Origin of the sequence: Streptococcus sp. 27098_8_66, assembly GCF_041431945.1 — a bacterium.
In the GTDB taxonomy this organism is placed as follows: Bacteria; Bacillota; Bacilli; order Lactobacillales; family Streptococcaceae; genus Streptococcus; species Streptococcus dentalis.
The window spans coordinates 70,465-90,553 of sequence record NZ_JAPVYS010000001.1 but is presented as its reverse complement, the minus strand read 5'-3'; the positions used below and the strand labels follow the sequence as shown (position 1 = coordinate 90,553).

Annotated in this window: 24 protein-coding genes and 1 other annotated feature; of the genes, 1 reads left to right on the top strand and 23 read right to left on the bottom strand. The window is 41.2% G+C overall.

The window, feature by feature from the left end:
• Positions 1–5: 5 nt before the first annotated feature.
• The 15 genes from O3642_RS00485 to O3642_RS00415 form a co-directional block, all read right to left on the bottom strand.
• Entirely contained in the window at positions 6–839 is an 834-nt protein-coding gene (locus tag O3642_RS00485; protein ID WP_049472541.1) for a PRD domain-containing protein, read from the bottom strand.
• 450 nt (positions 840–1,289) lie between these two features.
• Positions 1,290–2,270 (bottom strand): tagatose-bisphosphate aldolase, encoded by a 981-nt coding sequence (lacD, locus tag O3642_RS00480; protein ID WP_155124826.1) that lies wholly within the window; start codon positions 2,268–2,270, stop codon positions 1,290–1,292.
• 1 nt (position 2,271) lies between these two features.
• On the bottom strand, positions 2,272–3,201 hold the full coding sequence (locus tag O3642_RS00475; protein WP_155124825.1) for a tagatose-6-phosphate kinase: 930 nt from the start codon (positions 3,199–3,201) through the stop codon (positions 2,272–2,274).
• Between the two features lie 10 nt (positions 3,202–3,211).
• Positions 3,212–3,727: a galactose-6-phosphate isomerase subunit LacB gene (gene lacB, locus O3642_RS00470; RefSeq protein ID WP_003002763.1), complete on the bottom strand. Its 516-nt coding sequence runs from the start codon at positions 3,725–3,727 to the stop codon at positions 3,212–3,214.
• 16 nt (positions 3,728–3,743) lie between these two features.
• Entirely contained in the window at positions 3,744–4,169 is a 426-nt protein-coding gene (lacA, locus tag O3642_RS00465; RefSeq protein ID WP_003007724.1) for a galactose-6-phosphate isomerase subunit LacA, read from the bottom strand.
• 201 nt (positions 4,170–4,370) lie between these two features.
• Positions 4,371–5,846, bottom strand: a complete 1,476-nt coding sequence (locus tag O3642_RS00460; protein ID WP_371605155.1) for a PTS galactitol transporter subunit IIC — start codon at positions 5,844–5,846, stop codon at positions 4,371–4,373.
• 94 nt (positions 5,847–5,940) lie between these two features.
• Positions 5,941–6,246, bottom strand: coding sequence for a PTS sugar transporter subunit IIB (locus O3642_RS00455; RefSeq protein WP_003002828.1), 306 nt, complete (start codon positions 6,244–6,246; stop codon positions 5,941–5,943).
• Between the two features lie 35 nt (positions 6,247–6,281).
• Positions 6,282–6,758 carry a PTS sugar transporter subunit IIA gene (locus tag O3642_RS00450; RefSeq protein WP_049485466.1) on the bottom strand — a complete coding sequence of 159 codons (477 nt, stop codon included), beginning with the start codon at positions 6,756–6,758 and terminating at the stop codon, positions 6,282–6,284.
• Positions 6,759–6,948: 190 nt separating this feature from the next.
• Complete coding sequence (locus O3642_RS00445) at positions 6,949–7,695, bottom strand: DeoR/GlpR family DNA-binding transcription regulator (protein WP_003007732.1); 747 nt, start codon at positions 7,693–7,695, stop codon at positions 6,949–6,951.
• Between the two features lie 212 nt (positions 7,696–7,907).
• Positions 7,908–8,201: a 50S ribosomal protein L27 gene (gene rpmA / locus O3642_RS00440; protein WP_003002805.1), complete on the bottom strand. Its 294-nt coding sequence runs from the start codon at positions 8,199–8,201 to the stop codon at positions 7,908–7,910.
• A 17-nt stretch (positions 8,202–8,218) separates the two neighbouring features.
• Positions 8,219–8,563 (bottom strand): ribosomal-processing cysteine protease Prp, encoded by a 345-nt coding sequence (locus tag O3642_RS00435; RefSeq protein WP_003002581.1) that lies wholly within the window; start codon positions 8,561–8,563, stop codon positions 8,219–8,221.
• A gap of 15 nt (positions 8,564–8,578) precedes the next feature.
• The gene (gene rplU / locus O3642_RS00430) at positions 8,579–8,893 is read right to left on the bottom strand and encodes a 50S ribosomal protein L21 (RefSeq protein ID WP_003002830.1); all 315 of its coding nucleotides are present in this window, start codon (positions 8,891–8,893) and stop codon (positions 8,579–8,581) included.
• Between the two features lie 34 nt (positions 8,894–8,927).
• Positions 8,928–9,015, bottom strand: a sequence feature (ribosomal protein L21 leader region).
• A gap of 140 nt (positions 9,016–9,155) precedes the next feature.
• A complete protein-coding gene (locus tag O3642_RS00425; RefSeq protein WP_254732382.1) occupies positions 9,156–9,698 on the bottom strand; it encodes a hypothetical protein in 543 nt (180 codons plus the stop codon).
• 52 nt (positions 9,699–9,750) lie between these two features.
• Entirely contained in the window at positions 9,751–10,971 is a 1,221-nt protein-coding gene (gene thiI / locus O3642_RS00420; RefSeq protein WP_301356633.1) for a tRNA uracil 4-sulfurtransferase ThiI, read from the bottom strand.
• 18 nt (positions 10,972–10,989) lie between these two features.
• The gene (locus tag O3642_RS00415) at positions 10,990–12,132 is read right to left on the bottom strand and encodes a cysteine desulfurase family protein (protein ID WP_155126072.1); all 1,143 of its coding nucleotides are present in this window, start codon (positions 12,130–12,132) and stop codon (positions 10,990–10,992) included.
• Positions 12,133–12,324: 192 nt separating this feature from the next.
• On the opposite strand from O3642_RS00415, the gene O3642_RS00410 reads away from it, so the two are divergent.
• Positions 12,325–12,759, top strand: coding sequence for a DUF6556 family protein (locus O3642_RS00410; protein ID WP_371605154.1), 435 nt, complete (start codon positions 12,325–12,327; stop codon positions 12,757–12,759).
• A 222-nt stretch (positions 12,760–12,981) separates the two neighbouring features.
• Here O3642_RS00410 and O3642_RS00405 read toward each other — a convergent pair whose 3' ends face one another.
• The 8 genes from O3642_RS00405 to O3642_RS00370 all read right to left on the bottom strand — a co-directional run bounded on the left by O3642_RS00405 (position 12,982) and on the right by O3642_RS00370 (position 20,031).
• Positions 12,982–13,419, bottom strand: a complete 438-nt coding sequence (locus O3642_RS00405; protein WP_371605153.1) for a hypothetical protein — start codon at positions 13,417–13,419, stop codon at positions 12,982–12,984.
• A gap of 37 nt (positions 13,420–13,456) precedes the next feature.
• Complete coding sequence (locus O3642_RS00400) at positions 13,457–13,927, bottom strand: hypothetical protein (protein ID WP_371605152.1); 471 nt, start codon at positions 13,925–13,927, stop codon at positions 13,457–13,459.
• 120 nt (positions 13,928–14,047) lie between these two features.
• Complete coding sequence (locus tag O3642_RS00395) at positions 14,048–15,118, bottom strand: PotD/PotF family extracellular solute-binding protein (protein WP_371605151.1); 1,071 nt, start codon at positions 15,116–15,118, stop codon at positions 14,048–14,050.
• On the bottom strand, positions 15,115–15,888 hold the full coding sequence (locus O3642_RS00390) for an ABC transporter permease (RefSeq protein ID WP_320910614.1): 774 nt from the start codon (positions 15,886–15,888) through the stop codon (positions 15,115–15,117). The genes O3642_RS00395 and O3642_RS00390 overlap by 4 nt, the downstream gene beginning before the upstream one ends.
• Positions 15,885–16,691, bottom strand: coding sequence for an ABC transporter permease (locus O3642_RS00385; RefSeq protein WP_155126085.1), 807 nt, complete (start codon positions 16,689–16,691; stop codon positions 15,885–15,887). The genes O3642_RS00390 and O3642_RS00385 overlap by 4 nt, the downstream gene beginning before the upstream one ends.
• Positions 16,672–17,829, bottom strand: a complete 1,158-nt coding sequence (locus O3642_RS00380; protein WP_003002881.1) for an ABC transporter ATP-binding protein — start codon at positions 17,827–17,829, stop codon at positions 16,672–16,674. The genes O3642_RS00385 and O3642_RS00380 overlap by 20 nt, the downstream gene beginning before the upstream one ends.
• 207 nt (positions 17,830–18,036) lie before the next feature.
• Positions 18,037–18,933, bottom strand: a complete 897-nt coding sequence (gene murB / locus O3642_RS00375) for a UDP-N-acetylmuramate dehydrogenase (RefSeq protein ID WP_371605150.1) — start codon at positions 18,931–18,933, stop codon at positions 18,037–18,039.
• A 117-nt stretch (positions 18,934–19,050) separates the two neighbouring features.
• Positions 19,051–20,031, bottom strand: a complete 981-nt coding sequence (locus O3642_RS00370; protein ID WP_371605149.1) for a hypothetical protein — start codon at positions 20,029–20,031, stop codon at positions 19,051–19,053.
• Between the last annotated feature and the right edge of the window lie 58 nt (positions 20,032–20,089).

Genomic DNA, 20,089 nt, shown 5'->3' with positions numbered 1-20,089 from the left:
AATTTTTATAATAGACGTTGAATATGAAGGGCTAAATAGACTTTTTCATTAGGAGATATCTTGGCTCCTGTCTGTTCAGCGATGGTTTGGTAGATTTGATGACTAATCTCATAAGCCTTTGGATAACTTAGCTGAATCAGTTGTTCCATCTCGCTCAAACCTTCTGGATCTTCTCTTCCCTTATCTAGCGAATCTAGGAAATAATTGAGATGGATCATAAAGCGATCATAGAAATGACTGTTTTCTTCTTTCCGTTTCAATCCATTTTGAGCTAGTTTTTCTTCTACAGCTTTCAAAATAACTTGTCGGTCCTGAACATCTGGATCTTGCTCATGAATCATTTGCCCTTGTGCATTAATGAAATGATAAGCGATGCGATTCACTTCATCGTCAGGAAATTGATCCAAGAGCCGCTTTCGAAAGATCTCAATCGCTTCTTTTGCGATTTTATAGGGAATCGGATGCATAGCAGACACATCAGGAAGGTCACTGTATTTATATCTTCCCTGTTGAACTGCCTGGTAAGAACAAAAGATGTGATCTGTTAATGTCACATAGATATATTCTTGAACAGGATAGGCATATTTCTTAGACAAGGTATCAATCACTTCATAAGTGGTTGTAATGAAATCAAGAGGAACATTCTTTAGAAGGGCCATAAAGTTTTCTCTTGACTCATCCGTGTTTAAACGAAATACTTTTTCGACCTTATCATCAGCTACTAGATCATTTTTCTTTTTCCCAAATGCAATCCCACTCCCAATAACAATCAACTCTTGTTGTAGTTCATTTTGAACCAAAGCAACATTATTGTTCATTGGATGGATAATACGATACATGAGGCTCTCCTTTGTAAAATTTGTTAAAAGCAAATAAAAATGACCACGAAGCAACTGAAAAAACTAGCATACACTAATTGTTCAGTCTACTTGTGGTCACGCCTAATCTAACTTAGTAACGCTCACTGCTATTCAACTTATAAACTTATTCTATCATAAACTTTTTGTTTTGTAAACCCTTACAGCGAAAATTTTTAAACATTTTTTTATAAAAAATAAACAAGACCTTGAAATAATGAAGAGGCTGGGATAAAAGTCCTAGCCTCTCAATCATCTTTGGATTGTCGAGCAAGACGCAGTGGTTGAGTGGGCTCTACTACGCTGATTTCATCAGCTTTTACAGCCCTACTCAACTGTGCGGAGGTGGGACGACGAAATCGAATTCTACCGAATGACCGATTACTGTCCCACTCTCTAACTGTTGCTTTAGGAGGCAATCATCATTGAATCTTATACGCGTTCTGTCCAAGGTGTTGCTACTTTATCCAAGACTGCGTTCAATTCTTCAATATTTTGACGCCCTTCTGTACGAAGCCATTCACGAGCAGCTGCTTCTCCATCTTTGATGTAAGCTTCTACTGAACCTGCCCATGTCGCACGTCCACAAAGAACGCCGTTGAAGTTTGCACCAGATGCATGAGCAAATTCCAAGGTTTCTTGGAAGAGTTTTGCAGATACACCTGCACTGAGGTAGATGTATGGAAGGTTGGTTGCTTCTTCTTGTTCTTTGAAGAAAGCAGCTGCTTCTTCACGACTATAGACAACTTCTCCTTCTCCAAATCCTTCCACGAAGTTCACATTAACTGGAACTTCCACTTTCAAGACATCGATATTGAAACGAGGATCTGAAAAGACTTTCATAGCCTCAATCACCTTACGAGGTTTCACTTTCGCATATTCAGCAGAGGTTGCATCTGCAATTCCTTCATCATAAGCCAAGATTTCAAGGAAGAATGGAATATCTTCAGCAGCGCATTCAGAACCGATGCGTTCGATATAAGCTTGTTTTTCTTGGTTGAGTTCATCTGCACTGTCTACATCATAGTAGAGCAAGAATTTCACAGCATCTGCGCCTTGTTCTTTGATGCGTTTTGCTGACCAAAGGTTCAAGCAGTCTGGCAAGCGCTTGGTGCTTGATGTATCGTAACCTGTTTTTTCATAGGCAAGTAAGAGACCAGCATCTTTGTCCAAGGCTTTTGTAGCAGGTAGACCATATTCTGGGTCCAATAACATAGATGAAGCATATTTTGTCAATTCATCAGCTACAAGGACTTTTAATTCTTCCATTTGTGCTACTGTTGGTTCTGTGTCTTGATATTTGGCCATCAAGCGTTTCAAAGCCCCACGTTGGTCGAAGGCCAAAGCTGAAATGACACCGTCTTTTGTACTAAGACGTTCCAAATAGTTGCGTTTTTGTTCTGTTAATACCATTTTATACCTCTTTTACGATTAATTGTTGATACAAGGCATCATAATGCCCCATGTTGACATGTCCTGTTTGTGCTTCTTGCGCATTTAACATTCCAAGAACATTTGCTTTCTTGAGCAAGTCTGCGTCACTCTCATGATGATAGAGACCAGATGCAATCCCTGCAACAGTCGAATCACCAGATCCGACTGGATTGACGACATCGATCTTAGGAATATCTACCTTATAGAAGACATCCCCATGCTTAGCGAAAGCGCCATTTGCACCAAGGGAGACAATCACCCATTCGATGCCATCAAAGAGAGAATCCTGAAGAACTTCTTTTAAGTCTTCCACATTCTTACTCACTTCTTTTCCTAACAACTGAGATAATTCTTCATTGTTTGGTTTAATGACCGTAGGCTTGACAGCTGTTTGAATGGCAGCTTCTAAAGAAGCTCCCGAGCAATCAAGTACGACTGGTTTCCCAGCTTCCCTTGCAATCTTGACAAGGCTAGCATAGTAGTCCACTGGTAAACCAGCAGGAAGACTTCCAGAGATGGCAACAACCTCTACTTGTTCAACCAAGTGACGATAATGGTCGAGAAAGTCTTGGCCTTCTTTCTCAGAAATGGTTGGACCTTTTTCTAAGATTTCTGTTTGCTTGCCTTCGTGAAGGATGGCGATACAATTACGTGTATCTCCAGCAATTTCAAAGAAACGTTCCTCTATCCCTTCTCCTAAATGATCGAGAATGAATTGCCCCGTCCGACCACCAAGTAGGCCAGTCGCTGCCACTGGATCCTTTATCTCAGAAAGTACACGGGTAACATTGAGACCTTTTCCACCAGCTGTCTTACTCACCTCAGCTACACGATTGACTGTATCCAACTGGAGTACATCCAAAGGATAAGAAATATCAATCGAAGGGTTCATCGTGACCGTTAATATCATACGTCACCTCTTAGTCGTGGTATTCACCACGGTCCCATTTTTCAAGGAATTCTGTAAAGAAATCAGCATCCGCTTGATGAGCATTATGGGTTTCCACATGTTGGATCTTAGCGATCAATTTTTTATTTTCTTCAGTTGGTTTGTATTCAGCGTGGATGAATGCTTCAATGATATCGCACATGAGCAATTCACCAGTAATTTTACCCCCAAACCCGATGACATTCGCGTTCAATTCTTCTTTTGCATAAAGAGCAGTTGTCATATCGCGTACCAAGGCAGAACGGATACCAGGTACTTTGTTAACAGCATTGTTAATCCCAACACCAGTACCACAGATACAAACACCAAGATCTGCTTGGCCACTTGCTACGGCTTCACCGACTTTCTTACCAAAGATTGGATAGTGGGTACGTGTATGGTCATAAGTCCCAAAGTCGAGCACTTCGTATCCTTTTGATTTCAAAAAATCAGAAACAGCCATTTTTTCATTTGTCACAATGTGATCACAACCAATTGCAATTCTCATTTGAATTCTCCTCTCATTAGCACATCTTATTCAACATATCGACACGGATTTGGTGACGACCACCGTCGTATTTACCATTGACGAAGCCTTTGGCAATGTTCTTGGCCAATTCATCCCCAACAATTTCAGCACCCATGGTAATCATACGAGAATTGTTGTGTCCACGTGTCATATAAGCAGAACGTTCATCTGAAACTTCTGCTGCGACCATTCCTTTGATTTTAGTTGCAACCATAAATGGACCAGCACCGTAAGCATCAATCACGATTCCAAGATTTTGATCGTTTTTGTTCACTTCGCTCGCAACTGCAAGTGTCACATCTACAAAATCTTGACCTTCAGCAGTTACATCCACAACGTCGAAGTTTTCTTTTACAAGAAACTCTTTCACGAGATCTTTTAATCTTAATCCTGCAGCATCTGCACCAATTACAATAGACATGTCCTGTCCTCCTTTTGTTCGTTTCAGCAAATATCCCTGTTGTTAATTTTTCACAAAGGAACATTTTCTTACTTTTGATATTATATTACACCTATTTTGAACGAAAGTCAACATTAAATTGTTTATTTTCGAACATTTTTTAAAATAAAAACACCATATCCACAACAGATATGGTGTCAGTTTTCAAACTACATGCAACGATTATTTTGCATTTGCAGCATATTCTTCGTTACGTTTGATCATTTGTTTTCTGTACCAAGCGAAGATTCCGATATAGAATGCCAAGAAGACAACTACACCAAGGATAGCTTTGATATCACCAGTTGTTGCGTTACCGATTGTCCAACCGAGCAATTTTTCAACTGGTCCTTCAAGAGTTGAGTGAGTGATCAATTGAGTAGAAGCTACCCCTTTAGGGAAGGCATCAACACTCTTAGCCAATTGAGTTGCAAATGGTGCAATCAATGTACCTGAAAGAAGGAAGAGTGGCAAGAGAAGGCTTCCGAAGATGATCATACGGATCAATTTACCGCGTGTTACAACCAATAAGGCTGGAGTTACACCCATAGCGATGATACCTGCAAGTGGCAAGATACCATTTCCGACTTTAGAAAGAAGCACTGCTTCTATCAACATGATTGGTGCAAGTACGTTCGCACAAGCCCAGATTTCAGCACGACCAGCGATAAATGGCCAGTCCAAACCGATGTTGAATTTACGTCCTTGAAGACGTTTAGTAGCAATGTTTGTAATACCTTGTGACAATGGTTCTACCGCTGCGATGAACCAAGAACCGATCAATGAGAACAATTCCAAGCAGACACCGGCAGTCAAACCAAGGCTCAACCAACCTTTAATAACCAATTCCCATTTGGCAGCATCTTGCACACCAGCAACTGGATGTGGAGTACCCATGATACCGATGACGATACCAAGAAGGAAACCGATAAAGAATTTAGATCCCCAGAAACCGATCTTCTTGTTCAATTTAGCAGCGTCAAAGTCGTATTTATCAAGACCTGGGAAGAATTTGTCAAAGATTTTATCCAAGACCATGATGATTGGGTTCATCATGTAGTTCATGTGAGTAGATGTCATTGGTGATGAACTTGGTGCATTCAACAAATCATCAAATGTTGGTTTCATCAAGTCTGAGTTGATGATCTTCATGATCCCAACAAGAACGACTGCAAGAGTTGCAACGAAAAGTGAAACTCCTTGGCTAACTCCATTGTTATCGGCATACCATTTAATCAAAAGACCAGTGATTGACAAGTGCCAAATATCGAAGATGTCGACATCAAGTGTGTCAGTTTTCTTCATTAACAACATCACGATGTTGACAATCAGCATAACCAACAAGAAGTAGAGCGTCCAAGCAGAACCCCATGTGATGGTTGCAAGTGGAGCCCAACCAACGTCAGTAATAGTCAATTGGATACCTGTATTCTCAACAAATTTTGCAAGAGAAGCTGAGAAAGCACCATTCAACATACCGATGATTGCACCGATACCAGTAAGGGCGATGGCAAGTTTAATACCACCTTCAAGAGCTTTGGAGAATTTCACTCCAAACAAGAGGGCCAAAACCGTCAAAATGATTAACATGATGATCGGACCACCCATGTCTAGGATGGGTTTGAAAAATTTATTGGCAAAATCAATAATGCCATTCATAATAAATCCTCCCGATTTATAATTTTATATATTACGCTTTAATCATTTCCAACTTTATCATTGGATAACGCTTACAAACTGTTTTAAAAAAATATTAACTTAATCCATGTTCTTTAATGGCAGCTTCGATGTTATCAAAAACTGGCGCACTCATTGCTGGAATACGGAATAAAATTGGTCCTGCTTCTACCACTGGAATACCAGGATCGAATCCCAAATCAGTTGCAGCAATTGGAGTAAAGATGTCATAGCCTGAAATCAAGTCTTCATTCACGTCTTTGACCATGACAGCGTCACAACGCACATCATAACCGCGGTTTGACAACTCTTCTTCCAAGGCATTCTTAATTTGGTGGCTAGAGTTAACACCTGCACCACAGGCAGCTAAAATTTTAATCATTTGGATGTCCTCCATTATAAATATTTACGAATGTTTTAGGAAATAGTTTCCGTAATGTATTGATAAAGCTTATCTTCACTATCTAATTTTGATAGAGCTTCGAGATTTCCATTGGATGTAAAGAAATCCATCAGCTGGGCCAAAATATTGGTTTGGCTAGAGCTTGAATTGTTGATAATGAAGAATAAAAGTGAAACTTGAACTTCCTTATCTGGAGCAATCATATTATGGAAGGTTACCGGTTGATCCAAACGAACCACGACCACATTCTCAGTGAGATTATGGACAATGTCTGTGTGCGGAATCGCCACATTTGGTAAGTCCTTACCAAGAAATTCCATGTCTAATCCAGTCGGGAAAGACTTTTCACGCTCAATCAAAGCGGAACGATAGGTTGGTGTCACAATCTGTCGCTCTTCCAATAAGCTTGCTACCTGCTCAAAGAGATCTTTTTGATCCTTGGCATGAAGGCAAAATACAAGATCTTTGTTAAAGAGTTGATTTAATCCCATTGTTGCCACCTCCTTATCTAACTATTTATTTTATGGTTAGAGTATATCACTATATTGATTGAATGTCAATCATTTTTTGTCGTATTTTGTTTATTTTTGTTCATATTACTCTTTAAAGCGCTTCCTAACCGTCATTTTCTAACATCCTTAAATAAGTAAAAAGTGGTCTCTTTTTTGAGACCACTTGATCTTAAATGATTTTCGTATACAAGGCGTATTTGTCTTTGATTTTCTTTGGAATACTATCATCGGTAATAATGGCATTCAGATCTTCCACACGATAGAAACTGTAGAAGGAATAACTATCAAACTTGCTGTTATCAGCTACCACATATTTTTCTATCGCATTGTTCAGAATAATGGCATTGCCATTTCCTTCTTCTTCATTAGCTGTGGAGACACTATGGCCATCGATTCCATTGACCCCGATAAAGGCTTTAGAAACCTTGATTTCTTTCAAGAGTTTATTGGCAAATTGACCGACAAAGGTTTGTGTCTTTACCCGGTAGCGACCACCAACTAAGATCAAGTCATAATTCGGGAAATCCTTGAGCTTCTCAAAAATAGGCAGGGAGTTGGTGACGATGCTAATTTCTTTCCCTTCCAAATAATCTCCGATAAAGTCTGTTGTTGTACCTGAGCCAATAAAGACGGTATCCCCATTTTCGATCAAGTCTGCACATTTTTTGGCAATGGATCGTTTCTCATCAATATTGATCAGATTTTTCTCACTGTGAGAAGCTTCTAATAAACTATCTTTGACTTTTTTGTGGGCCCCACCATGTACACGAACTAAAAGACCTTGTTTTTCAAGATCGATCAGATCGCGACGAATGGTCATGTCTGTCACCCCAAAGAGTTCCTTAAGCTCTTTGACCGATACCACACTTTTTCGATCCAGTTCCTGAAGAATTTCAACATGTCTGCTATCTTTCATGGTACTACTTCCATTCCTACTATATTTGTCTCTATTATACTACATTTTTCAAAAAACACAAATTCAAACATTATATTAACAAGAGTAAACAAGATATTTTTAAATAAATAAAAAAAAAGCCTTCCGTCAATCCGGAAAGCTTTGATTTATGCTATTTCTAGCTTCCTCACCTTTGGATCAAGGCTCGGGATAAAAAGGTTAAGGAAACCTTTTTATTTTGCGATTGGGTAAACAGAAACTTGTTTTTTATCGCGACCTTTACGTTCGAAGCGTACTACGCCTTCAACTTTTGCGAACAAAGTATCGTCTCCACCACGTCCAACGTTCACACCTGGGTAGATGTGAGTACCGCGTTGACGGTAAAGGATAGATCCACCTGTTACAGTTTGTCCATCAGCTGCTTTAGCTCCAAGACGTTTTGCTTGTGAATCACGTCCGTTTGATGTAGAACCTCCACCTTTTTTGTGGGCGAAAAGTTGCAAGTTAGCAAGATTCAATTTCAACATAATTGTTTTCCTCCATGTTAGTTTTCTGTGATAACTCTTGTTTGGACGAACTCTGATGAGTTCTCCGATAAGTTTGCCATCCCTAAGAAAAATGATTCAAAGAATAGTTGGGTCATTTCTCTTTGATGAGGTGGAATATCTGTCGGGATCGTCACCCGCAGGAAGCCACCTTCTTCTTCGTTTAATTCTAGATCCGGTTCGTAGCCTGCAAATTTCTCAACAGAGTTGACAAAGTTAATGGCTAGAGTCGAAACCGATGCACACACGACATCAAAGCCGTATTCACCGCTTCCAGCGTGCCCAGTGATTTCTGCACTCCTCAGCTCGCCATCTTCGGCTCGTTCAAAGACTGCTTGTATCATGTGTTCTCCTAAAAATTAAGCGTTGATAGCGTTGATGACAACTTTAGTGTAAGGTTGACGGTGACCTTGTTTACGGTGGCTACCTTTTTTAGGTTTGTACTTGTAAGTAACAACTTTCTTTTGTTTTCCTTGTTTTTCAACAGTTCCAACAACAGTAGCTCCTGAAACAAGTGGAGTTCCGACAACAGTGTTTTCACCACCAACAAGAACAACTTCGTTAAATGTAACTTCTTGACCAGCTTCAACGTTCAATTTTTCAACGTAGATAGCTTGACCAACTTCAACTTTAACTTGTTTTCCGCCAGTTTTAATGATTGCGTATGTGCTCATTATGCACCTCCTATGTATTTTTGGGTTTCCCCGTATTTTTGTGAAGACTCGCCTAGCATCGTGGGACGAACCACTTACTCTCATGGAAATGAGCGACGATGTTCGAGCGGTTGCACAGGCATGTGCATAGTCAACTCTCTTAGTATATCACTTCTATCAGACAAAGACAAGTATTTTTGCGCTTTGAAAACGAATTTCTTTTATAAAAGCGATTATTTTATATCTTTTATTTTAAGATCGCTTGTAAGACCGACTTCTTCTTCTACTTATCTTTAAATTTGAAGTCTTTGAAACTCATTTTAGCTTTAGATGAATCGTTCATGCTCTTCATTTTTTCTTCTTGTTCCTTGGTGATTTTGATAGGCATGGCTGCAACCGTATTGGGTTTCAATACACCAGATTCGTTGATTTCATAGTCAACTGTGACATCTTTGAAAAGTGGCTCCCCATCATATTCCAAATTCAGAACAAAGGATCCATCACGATCGATGGTTGTAGTAGTACGATTCACGATAAAGAACAAGGCGAAGCGATTTTCCTCATCTCCAAAGGTATAGCCTGGGAAAAATACAAATAATTTTCCAGGTTCTCCAAGCATTGGATGTTCCTTGATAAATTTCTCAGATGCTTCCAAGACTTCGTTGTTCTGATCTTTGTACTGGTCGGCTCTGACAAATGTGAGGGGTTCTTTTTTTCTGCTGGTTGACTGGCTGGTCTTTTCTTCTTTTTTCGGGCCAGTAAACGATACTTTGACGCAGCCTGTCAACAGAAGCAAACTTGTCATTAAAACGATAATTTTTTTCATCTTGTCTCCTTTAAGTTGGTTAGAAAAAGAGGCTGGATACTCCCAGTCTCTCCTATAGCAAATCCTCGATCAGGTCATCGACCTCATCTTTTTCTGCTTTTGGTGTGATCTCTGTTACGATGATGCCTGCTACCGCACGCTCAACCAAAGCTTCCACATCCATGCGTTGCTCATACTGCTCCGCATTTTTGAGTTTTGGATTGGTCTTTGGACGATCCGGTGCAAAGATGGTACAACAATCTTCGAATGGCTGGATAGAGATTTCAAAGGTATCAATCTCTTGGGCAATATCGATGATTTCTAACTTGTCCATGGTCACCACCGGACGGATAACCGGCGTATTGGTCACTGCATTGATGGCCTGCATACTCTCTAAGGTTTGGCTAGCCACTTGTCCCAAGCTTTCACCATTGATAATTACCAAACCACCGCGAACCTCGCGAATACGGTCTGTAATGCGCATCATAAAGCGACGGGTCAAAGTCATGAGGTAAGCTTCTGGCGCTTTTGCCTTGATTTCCTCTTGGATCTCTGTGAAGGGCACCTCGATAAATTGGATATTGCCCCCAAACTTGGTCAACTTCCGTGTTAAGTCATGGGCTTTTTTAAGAGCTCCCGGGCTGGTATAAGGCGGGCTAGCAAAGTGAACCGCCTCGATATCCACTCCACGCTTCAAGGCTAGGTAACCAGCCACGGGAGAGTCGATCCCGCCAGAAAGCATGAGCATGCCCTTGCCAGACGTACCAACAGGAAGACCACCAGCTCCCTTAATAGTTTCATAAGAAATATAGGCTGCTTCTTCTCGAATTTCAACTTGCAAGTTGATATCTGGTTTTTTCATCTGAGCTTGGATGGTCGGGATCGCTTCAAAGACAGCACCTCCCAAAGTTTGGTTGAGCTCGCGACTATCGAGTTCAAAGGTATGGTCACTGCGCTTACTTGAGATTTTAAAGGTCAAGCCTTCCTTGTAAATCTCCTTCATGATCTCTTGCACTGCCGATTTTAAGGCCGGAACAGATTTTTCAATCTTGTAAACGGGTGAAAAATTTTGGATTCCAAAAACCTGCTTGAGGGATTCTGCTACTGGCTCATAATCCGTCCCATGCAGATAAGCATGCGCCCGATCGCGGTCGGCTGTCACTTTGACAGCCGGATAAATAGATAAAACATCTTGGATATTATTGCGAAGTTTATTGATGAAACGCATACGGTTCTTCCCTTTAGTAGAAAGCTCTCCATAGCGAATCATAATTTCTGAATAGGTTAAGGTCATGTTGATTTCCTTCTAAAATTAACGTACTTTTCGTGTTTGTTCGTAAATCAGTTTGAACTTGGTCAAGAATTGCTCGACTTGACTCATGTCATTTTCAAGATCGAGACTAAAGCGAACAGCTGTCTGTGCGATACTCTTATCCACTCCCATAGCAATCAAGGTCCCAGCTGGCTTACCAGCTTTGGACGAGCAGGCACTGGTTGTCGAGATGTAAATATCAAACTCTTCAAAGGCATGGACCACTACTTCTCCACGAACTCCCTTGATTCCGAAAGTCAAGATATGAGGCGCAAAGTGATCCTCACCAGAAAAGATGGTAACATCTGGATAGTTGGCCAATTCTTTGCGGATGACTTCTTTCATCTGCTGGGTCTTGCTGGCAAAAGCTTCTTGGTTTTCCATTGCTAAGCGTAGGGCTTTTGCTGTTGCTGCGATACCTGCCACGTTCTCCGTTGTCGAGCGCATTTCTTTTTCTTGACCACCTCCGGTTAAGAGAGGGGTGATCTTTTTGCCTTCTTTGATGTAGACAAAGCCGACTCCGCGAAGTCCATGGAATTTGTGACTAGAGAAGGTCGCAAAGTCCACGCGCTCTGGTAGATAAACTTCTGTTGCTACCTTTGCCAAGGCTTGCACAGCATCGACATGGAAACTAATAGTTGGACGATCTTCCAGAAGAGCCGCGATGTCATGGATGGGCTGGATGGAGCCAATCTCATTGTTGACGGCCATGACAGAGACCAAGGTCGTATCCGGACGGAGTAGGTTAGCCAAGGCATCTACCTTGACAAAACCACGCGCATCCACTGGAGCGTAATCCACTTCGAATCCCTGCGTCTTTAACCAAGCAGCCGATTCCTTGATGGCAGGATGCTCGATGTCAGAGACAATGATATGCTTTCCATAAGGAGCTTTCTCAAAGGCGACACCCTTGAGGATCCAGTTGTCCCCTTCTGTCCCACCAGACGTGAAGTAAATTTCATCATCTTTCTTGCCAATTAGCTCCGCAATTTGTTTCCGAGAAGCTTCCAAAATACGAGTAGCTTGACTACCTAAATTGTGCAAACTAGAAGGGTTTCCCCAGATCCGAGTCGCTACTTCTGTATAAGTCGCAAGGGCTTCTGGATAGGGTTTAGTCGTTGCTGAATTGTCAAAATAAATCATGTCCTACGCATCCATCACTTTCTTTTTACGTAACTTCTATTTTATCATTTCTGACCGCTTGGGACAAGGATTTGATAAAGAGAGATGCGGCAAAATCACTCTATAAAATTCAGTTCTTTTTAGACATTTTTCAGAAAATGACTTATAATAGGAAAGTGTTAAAAAACAATTTTTGATAGAAAGAGAATGAACATGTCACAATATTCAAGAAGTAACAAAAACCAAAAACCTGAGGAAAAAGCAGATACAAGACCATCTCGCGGTGAGAAAGTCAAACAAGGTTTGTCCGTATTTCAAACCGTTGTAGCTACGATTGCCAGTCTCTTAGGGATTATCGTCACTTCCTTTACCATTATGAGCCTGCTCAATAAAGACAATCAAAAAACAGAAGACAAACCATCTAGTAGCACCAGCGTCGTCGTGGTTCACGATAAGGGATCTGACTCAAGCGCTACCAATACAGATGCTAACACCAATACACAAACCAATTCAAGCAATACAGAAACAAGTTCACAAAAAGAAACCGATAGCTCATCTGCTACAGAAACCAGTTCATCTGCCGCACAAGTCCAAGGCTCCACAGCAACAGACAGTGGCGCAGATACAGCATCATCTGGAACCAACTAAAAAAACAGTAAGGACAACCTTACTGTTTTTTTTTATCTTTCGATTCCAGCATTTTCTGATTTTTATAGAAAGCATCTATCTCGTTGTCATACTCCCATTTGAGCTTTGAACGCTCTTCCTGGATTTGATCCAATTGTTCATATGGAAACTTGTTGGAGTCTATCTCTATATGTTGATTCAGCTAATGAAGCATATTGATTATCAAAACTGCTCAAATTCCAATTAGTCAAATAATTTCCCCCCTACTCTAATGTAGGATCCTACATACATCTCATCTAAATTTAATGTATTATCCTCATTAATTGGGATATCTACTCCCCAACCCGATTCTTCAATATTATTTATACGTCCAAAAACATTCATATAATATTCAGGAGTTGTCAGTCCACCATCACTCCATTGTGTCTGATCCCAATCAATCTGAACGGATTCAACTTTTGAATTTTGTACTTTGACTAAATCGACGATTTCTTGCTCGTACTCTTTGAGATATGCGAGCTGTTTGTGTTTAATAGCTTCTTTGTCTTCTTTGGTTGATGAAGAGATGACAGTTTGCGCTTGTTTCGTTTGTTCTTTTGATTTTATAGTGCATCCTTCGATACTAAATAAAGCAATTATCGATGTTACTGTTAGCAAAATAATTTTAGTATGTTTCATCATAATTTTTCCTTAAATTTGAACATAGATCGAAAAACTACTACTCCAATATTTCTTCTCCTATGGTTATATCGTTGAATATGGAAATTTTTTTCAAATCAATTGAATCGTCATCATTAATCGGCATAGAGGCACTCCATCCAGAATTTTCAATATGATTTACTGTTCCATAAACCTCAATTGAATAATCAGGAAGTAAGAATCCTCCATCACTCCATCTCACATCAGTCCAATCAATCTGAACTGACTCAATTTTTGAATTCTGAGCCTTCACATAATCCACGATTTCTTGCTCATGCTCTTTGAGATAGGCTACTTGCTCTTTTTTTATTTCTTCTTCTGATTTCTGAACTACTTTCTTTGAAGAAGAGGCCGTTACCTTCTGTTCTGGTTTCTTGGTCATGTTCATAATCTTTCCTCCAAGAAGTAGAAGGCCTAGGATCGGTAACAGGATGATCAAAAAAAGTTCCAGTCGTCTTTTCATTTTTTCTTCTCCAATCCTTCCTTTCATGACTGAATGGGCCAGTCACTTTCCTTACTATTATAGCATCTTTCATTTGAATCTCAATCTAACTCACTAGTTAGAGACTATATGCAGCAATCAAAAAGGAACCCTGAGGTTCCTTTTGTGTTATTTTCGATACATCTTGACCTGAAGGTAAAGATCGTTATAGACTCCAAGCAATTTCTTGCCTAATTGTTGATAGACTTCCAAATGGTCCAGCGTTTCATCGCTTGGATAGAAGGATTGGTCATCTTGGATTTCTTTTGGCAACATGGCTTTGGCTTTTTTATTTGGCGTTGAGTAGCCGACATAAAGAGCATTTTTCAAAGCATTTTTAGGACGAAGCATGAAGTTAATAAAGGCATATGCTGCTTCTTTATTTTTCACGGTTTTTGGAATGACAATGTTATCAAACCAAAGGTTGCTGGCTTCAGTTGGGACGACATAGCGAAGATCCTTATTGGCTTCGAGCATTTGGCTGGCTTCTCCTGAGAAAGTAACCCCAATAGCCGCATTGTTTTGGATCATATAGCCCTTCATCTCATCGGCCACCAAAGCTTTGATATTTGGCGTCAAGGTGTAGAGTTTATCTACGGCCTCTTGCAATTTCTTGGGATCCTTTTCATTGAGGCTATACCCCAAGGTATTGAGACCAATTCCCATGACCTCACGCGCACCATCGTACATCATGATGTCATTTCTGTACTCTTCACGCCAGAGATCTGACCAATGTTCCGGAGCATTTTTGACCATCTTGGTATTGTAGACGATCCCCAAGGTACCCCAGAAATAAGGAACAGAATATTGGTTGCCCGGATCAAACGATTGGTTCAAGAGTTTTGGATCGATATTTTCCATCCCTTTGATCTTGGATTGGTCCAACTTTTCTACCAGATGTTCATCCATCATCTTGGCAATCATGTATTCACTAGGAATCGCAATATCGTAGGTGGTTCCCCCTTGCTTGATCTTAGTATACATGGCTTCGTTGGAATCAAAGGTATCATATTGCACCTGAATCCCTGTCTCTTTTGTGAATTCCTTGAGCAAGTCTGGATCGATATAATCTCCCCAGTTGTAGATGACCAGCTTGTCACTATTCTTGGTATTCATGCTCGCTTCGATCTGGTGGCTAATTCCCCAGAGGAGCAGAATGACAAGGACAATCCCAGTTAGAAATGAATAAAGTTTTTTCATGCTGCTTCCTCCTTTTCACGGGTAATGAAGTAATAACCGATGACCAAGAGCACACTAAAGAGAAAGACAAGGGCGGACAAGGCATTGATACTAAGGGAAATCCCTTGACGCGCACGTGAGTAGATCTCTACTGACAAGGTTGTAAAGCCATTTCCGGTTACAAAGAAAGTCACGGCAAAGTCATCTAGAGAATAGGTAAAGGCCATAAAGTAGCCCGCGATAACGGCTGGTGTCAGATACGGCAACATGATCTCTTTGAGCATTTGCACTTGGGTAGCTCCCAAGTCATAGGCCGCATTGACCATATCCCGGTTCATTTCCTTAAGGCGTGGCAAGACCATCAAGACCACAATAGGAATCGAGAAGGCGACGTGGCTAGCCAGAACAGATAGGAAACCTAGCTGGTACTTGACCGTCGTAAAGAGAATCAAGAAACTGGCCCCAATCATAACGTCTGGCGCTACCATGAGAATGTTGTTGATGGAGAGCAATGGTCCTTCTAACTTCTTCTTTGATTGATAAATATAAATGGCTCCAAAGGTTCCGATCACTGTCGCAATCAAGGCTGACAAGAAGGCCAAGAGGAAAGTCTCTGATAAGATCAGCATTAGGCGACTATCTGCGAACAATTCATTGAAATGCTCAAGCGTGAAGCCCGTGAAGGCATTCATATCTCCCCCTTTATTGAAAGCATAAAAGATCAAATAGAAGATAGGGAGATAGAGAATCAGAAAGACGAAACCTAGATAGAAATGAGATACTTTTTTCATCGTTCTCTCCTTTCTCTCGTTGCCCACATGGTTAAGAGCATAGCAAGGATCAGAACAACTCCGATGGTAGAACCCATTCCCCAGTTTTGTGTTGTCAGGAAGTGCTGTTCAATCGCAGTCCCTAAGGTAATGACGCGATTTCCACCGATCATCCGTGTCAACATGAAGAGACTCAGACTAGGAATAAAGACAGATTGCACACCTGAGCGGACACCATTCATGGACAAGGGGAAGACCACATGACGGAAGGTATCCCAACGATTGGCTCCTAAATCATAGCTGGCATTAATCAAGTTTGGATCTAAGTCATCTAAGACATTAAAGATCGGTAAAATCATAAATGGCAACTCGATGTAGCTGGCTACAAAGATAAAGGAGAAATCGGTAAAGAGGATCTGCTGGGGAGCGAATCCGAGAAAGCTTAAAAAGCTATTGATGGAGCCGTTTTGACCAAAAATTCCGATAAAGGCATAGGCCTTGAGCAAGAGATTGACCCAGGTTGGCAAGACAATCAACATCAACCACAACTGCCGGTGTTTGAGCAGCGTCAAAAAGTAAGCAGTCGGGTAGGAGATCAAGAGCGTCACCAGGGTGACGATTCCAGCATAAAGGACCGAATTAAAGCTCATCTTTAAATAAGTCAGATTTTGCGAAGTAAAGAACTCTTTGTAGTTTTCAAGTGAAAACTGCCCTTCAACGTTAAAAAACGATTGAAAGATGATCATGACTACAGGAGCCAAGACAAAGAGAAAAATCCACAAGAAATAGGGGAGGATAAATAGATTAGAGGTTGTTTTCTTCATCTCTTTCCTCCTCAATGGCATTAATCAAACCAGCTTCTTGCTCTTCCACTTCAACGTACTCTTCGATCCGCGCATCGAATTCTTCTTCGGTTTCATTGAGACGCATAACGTGGATATCTTCTGGTTCAAAGTCTAGCCCGATAACTTCTCCTACGATGGCCTTCCGAGTGGAGTGAATCATCCACTCATTTCCCAAATCATCATAAGCGATGATCTCATAATGAACACCACGGAAGAGCTGGGTGTCCACCTTCACTTGGAGCTTGCCTTCTTCAGGAAGAGTGATTTGCAAGTCTTCAGGACGAATGACGACTTCAACTGGTTCATTTGGACGCATTCCCCCATCGACGGCTTCAAAGCGTTTTCCATTGAACTCAACCAAGTAGTCCTCGATCATGCGACCATCTAGAATGTTAGACTCCCCGATAAAAGTCGCTACAAAGTGGTTGATCGGTTCATCATAGATATCCACGGGAGTACCAGATTGGACGATCTCTCCTTCATTCATGACAAAGATCCAGTCACTCATGGCAAGGGCTTCTTCTTGGTCGTGGGTAACAAAGACAAAGGTAATCCCCAAGCGTTGTTGCAATTCCCGCAACTCATACTGCATGTCTGTCCGAAGTTTCAAGTCAAGGGCAGACAAGGGCTCATCTAAAAGGACCACTCGTGGTTCATTGATAATAGCCCGTGCAATAGCTACCCGCTGACGTTGACCACCAGATAATTTTTGGATCGAGCGTTTTTCAAATCCCGCTAACTGGACCATTTTCAAGACTTCTGAAACCCGACGTTCGATCTCAGCCTTGTCCACCTTTTTCAAACGAAGGGGAAAAGCCACATTTTCAAAAACCGTCATATGTGGAAACAGGGCATAGGACTGAAAGACAGTGTGGACATCCCGTTTGTTGGTAGGGACATCGTTGATCCGTTCCCCATCAAGGTAGACATCTCCAGTTGTCGCATCCAAAAGACCGGCAATGATATTAAGGATGGTCGATTTTCCTGATCCAGATGCACCGAGCAGGGTATAGAACTTCCCTTCTTCCAATTCAAAATTGATATCCTTTAGGACAACGGTACCGCTATCTTCAAAGACCTTTGAAACATTTTTAAACTCAATAATTGGTTTTTTCAATTCACATAAATTCCTTCTTTACTGCGATTAGCAAACTGCTTTTCAAACGAAAATGCAGCGGCTGACAGGAAAACCTGTCAGACCACCAATACCTCTCGGGGACTTACTAGACTGCCCCACCTATTTACGGTATCGATAGGCACTCACCCCCTCTCCGACTGATGCTATCGATGGTTCACAATCAATTGTTCTTCAATACTAAAGTTCTTAGGCTTGACCGATAATGCGAACTTCTGGTTCTAAACGGACGCCTGAGTGAGCTTCTACTGCCTCAATGACATGGGCGATCAAATCTTCGTAGTCCTTAGCTGTTCCATTATCGACATTGACCATAAAGCCGGCATGCTTTTCAGAAACTTCAACACCACCGATTCGATAGCCTTTCAGACCTGCTTCGTTGATCAATTGACCTGCAAAATGACCGACAGGACGCTTAAAGACGGATCCACAAGAAGGGTATTCAAGGGGTTGTTTCAACTGACGAAGATGGGTCAACCGATCCATCTCCTGCTTGATCGCCTCGTGATTGCCTGGTGACAAAGCAAATTTGGCAGAGATGACAACAGCACCTGTCTCTTGAATCTTAGAATGACGGTAGCCAAAAGCTAGTTCACTCGCTGACAGAGTTTCGATCTCTCCGTCTTTGGTCAAGACCTTACAGGATACTAGGACATGCGCGATCTCTCCTCCATAGGCTCCCGCATTCATAAAGACTGCGCCACCGACACTGCCTGGAATGCCACTAGCAAACTCGAAGCCTTTCAAACTATGGTGCAAGGCCACATGGGTGGTGTCGATGAGTTTAGCTCCTGCCTCTGCTTCGATCACATAACCATCCACACTGATGTCACGCAAGCGATCAAACATAATGACAAATCCCGGAATGCCCCCATCGCGGACAATGATATTGGACGCATTGCCCAGAACCATCCATGGGATTTGCTCTTGGTTGGCAAATTGAACGATGCGTTTTAATTCATATTGGTTGCGAGGAAAGGCTAAAAATTCAGCATTCCCACCTACCTTTGTGAAGGTATAATGTTTTAAAGCTTCTTGAAAACGGATATCAATCCCTTCAAGAATTTGATTTATTTTTTCATTCATCTTTCTGTCTGTTCTCTCTCTATAAAATACAAACTATTATACCAAATTTTTGACTATTTTTCGACCCTAAAAAACAAAAGAAGACCTATAATATTCAGGCCTTCCTTTTATCATTCATTATGCAATTTTACGAGCAATGGCACGATTCTTCTGTCCATCCAGAGCTGATTTGACCGAAATCCAAGCACCACCAAGAGTGAAGACAGCTAACATTCCTAGATTCAAGTAAAATTTGTCTGGGACATCCCCTTGAAATGTCGCTTCATTGACAATCGTCCAGGACAAATCAAATGGAAGATTGAGCTTACTCATGAGCGCCAATGTATAATCTAATTGGTTGACCAAAAAGACCGTCAAGACCATCAAAATAGCTGAAACTACCACACCTTTTTTAGTCAATTTCTTACCAAGGATCTCATAACCTTTGATAGTACAATAACCGAGGGCAGCCCCTGCTAAAACAGATACATAGCCAAGACGCGCTACCAAGAGGGCAACTGCACCACCGATGATTACACCTATCACAGCGCCTACAATCCCTAAAAGGAAATTCTCTTCCCGCGCTTCATAAGCCTCAACTGTATCTTGCACTTCGGCTTGGTAGGCTCTAAAGGTTGCATCGTCGATTAAAAAGATCGCATCTCCAATTTGATACAGTCCGATCGGTCCTTCCTCGCCCGTTTGCGCATTCACTTGCACAAATTGGTGGTTTAGTAAGAAATCAACAATATCTTGGATAGCTGTCCATAAGGTTTCGACAGCCTTCCCTTTGGTCATTCCACCTTTGACAACGATCGAGGTCAAATAACCATCAGAAGAGATAGCATTAATGGCTTTTGATTGTTCTTTTAATTCATTCCAAAGAATTTCACTATCTTCGATCAAGTCTCCTTCGGAACCTTGTTTCACACTGAGTGAAATGGTAAATACATTCTTGGTTTGAGCGCCTTCAATGACTAACAAGAAGCCTTCACGCTCTCCATACATCACACGGGCTTCGCCATCAAATTGCAGTCCAAGATCGGTAGCAATACTATATAAATATTCTGGTTTCATGTTTCCCCCTAAACTTTCGGGAAAGCTTGAGCTTTTCCCCATACAATTCCCATTCTACCATAGGAGAGGCAAAAAAGACATATACATTCGTATACATCCT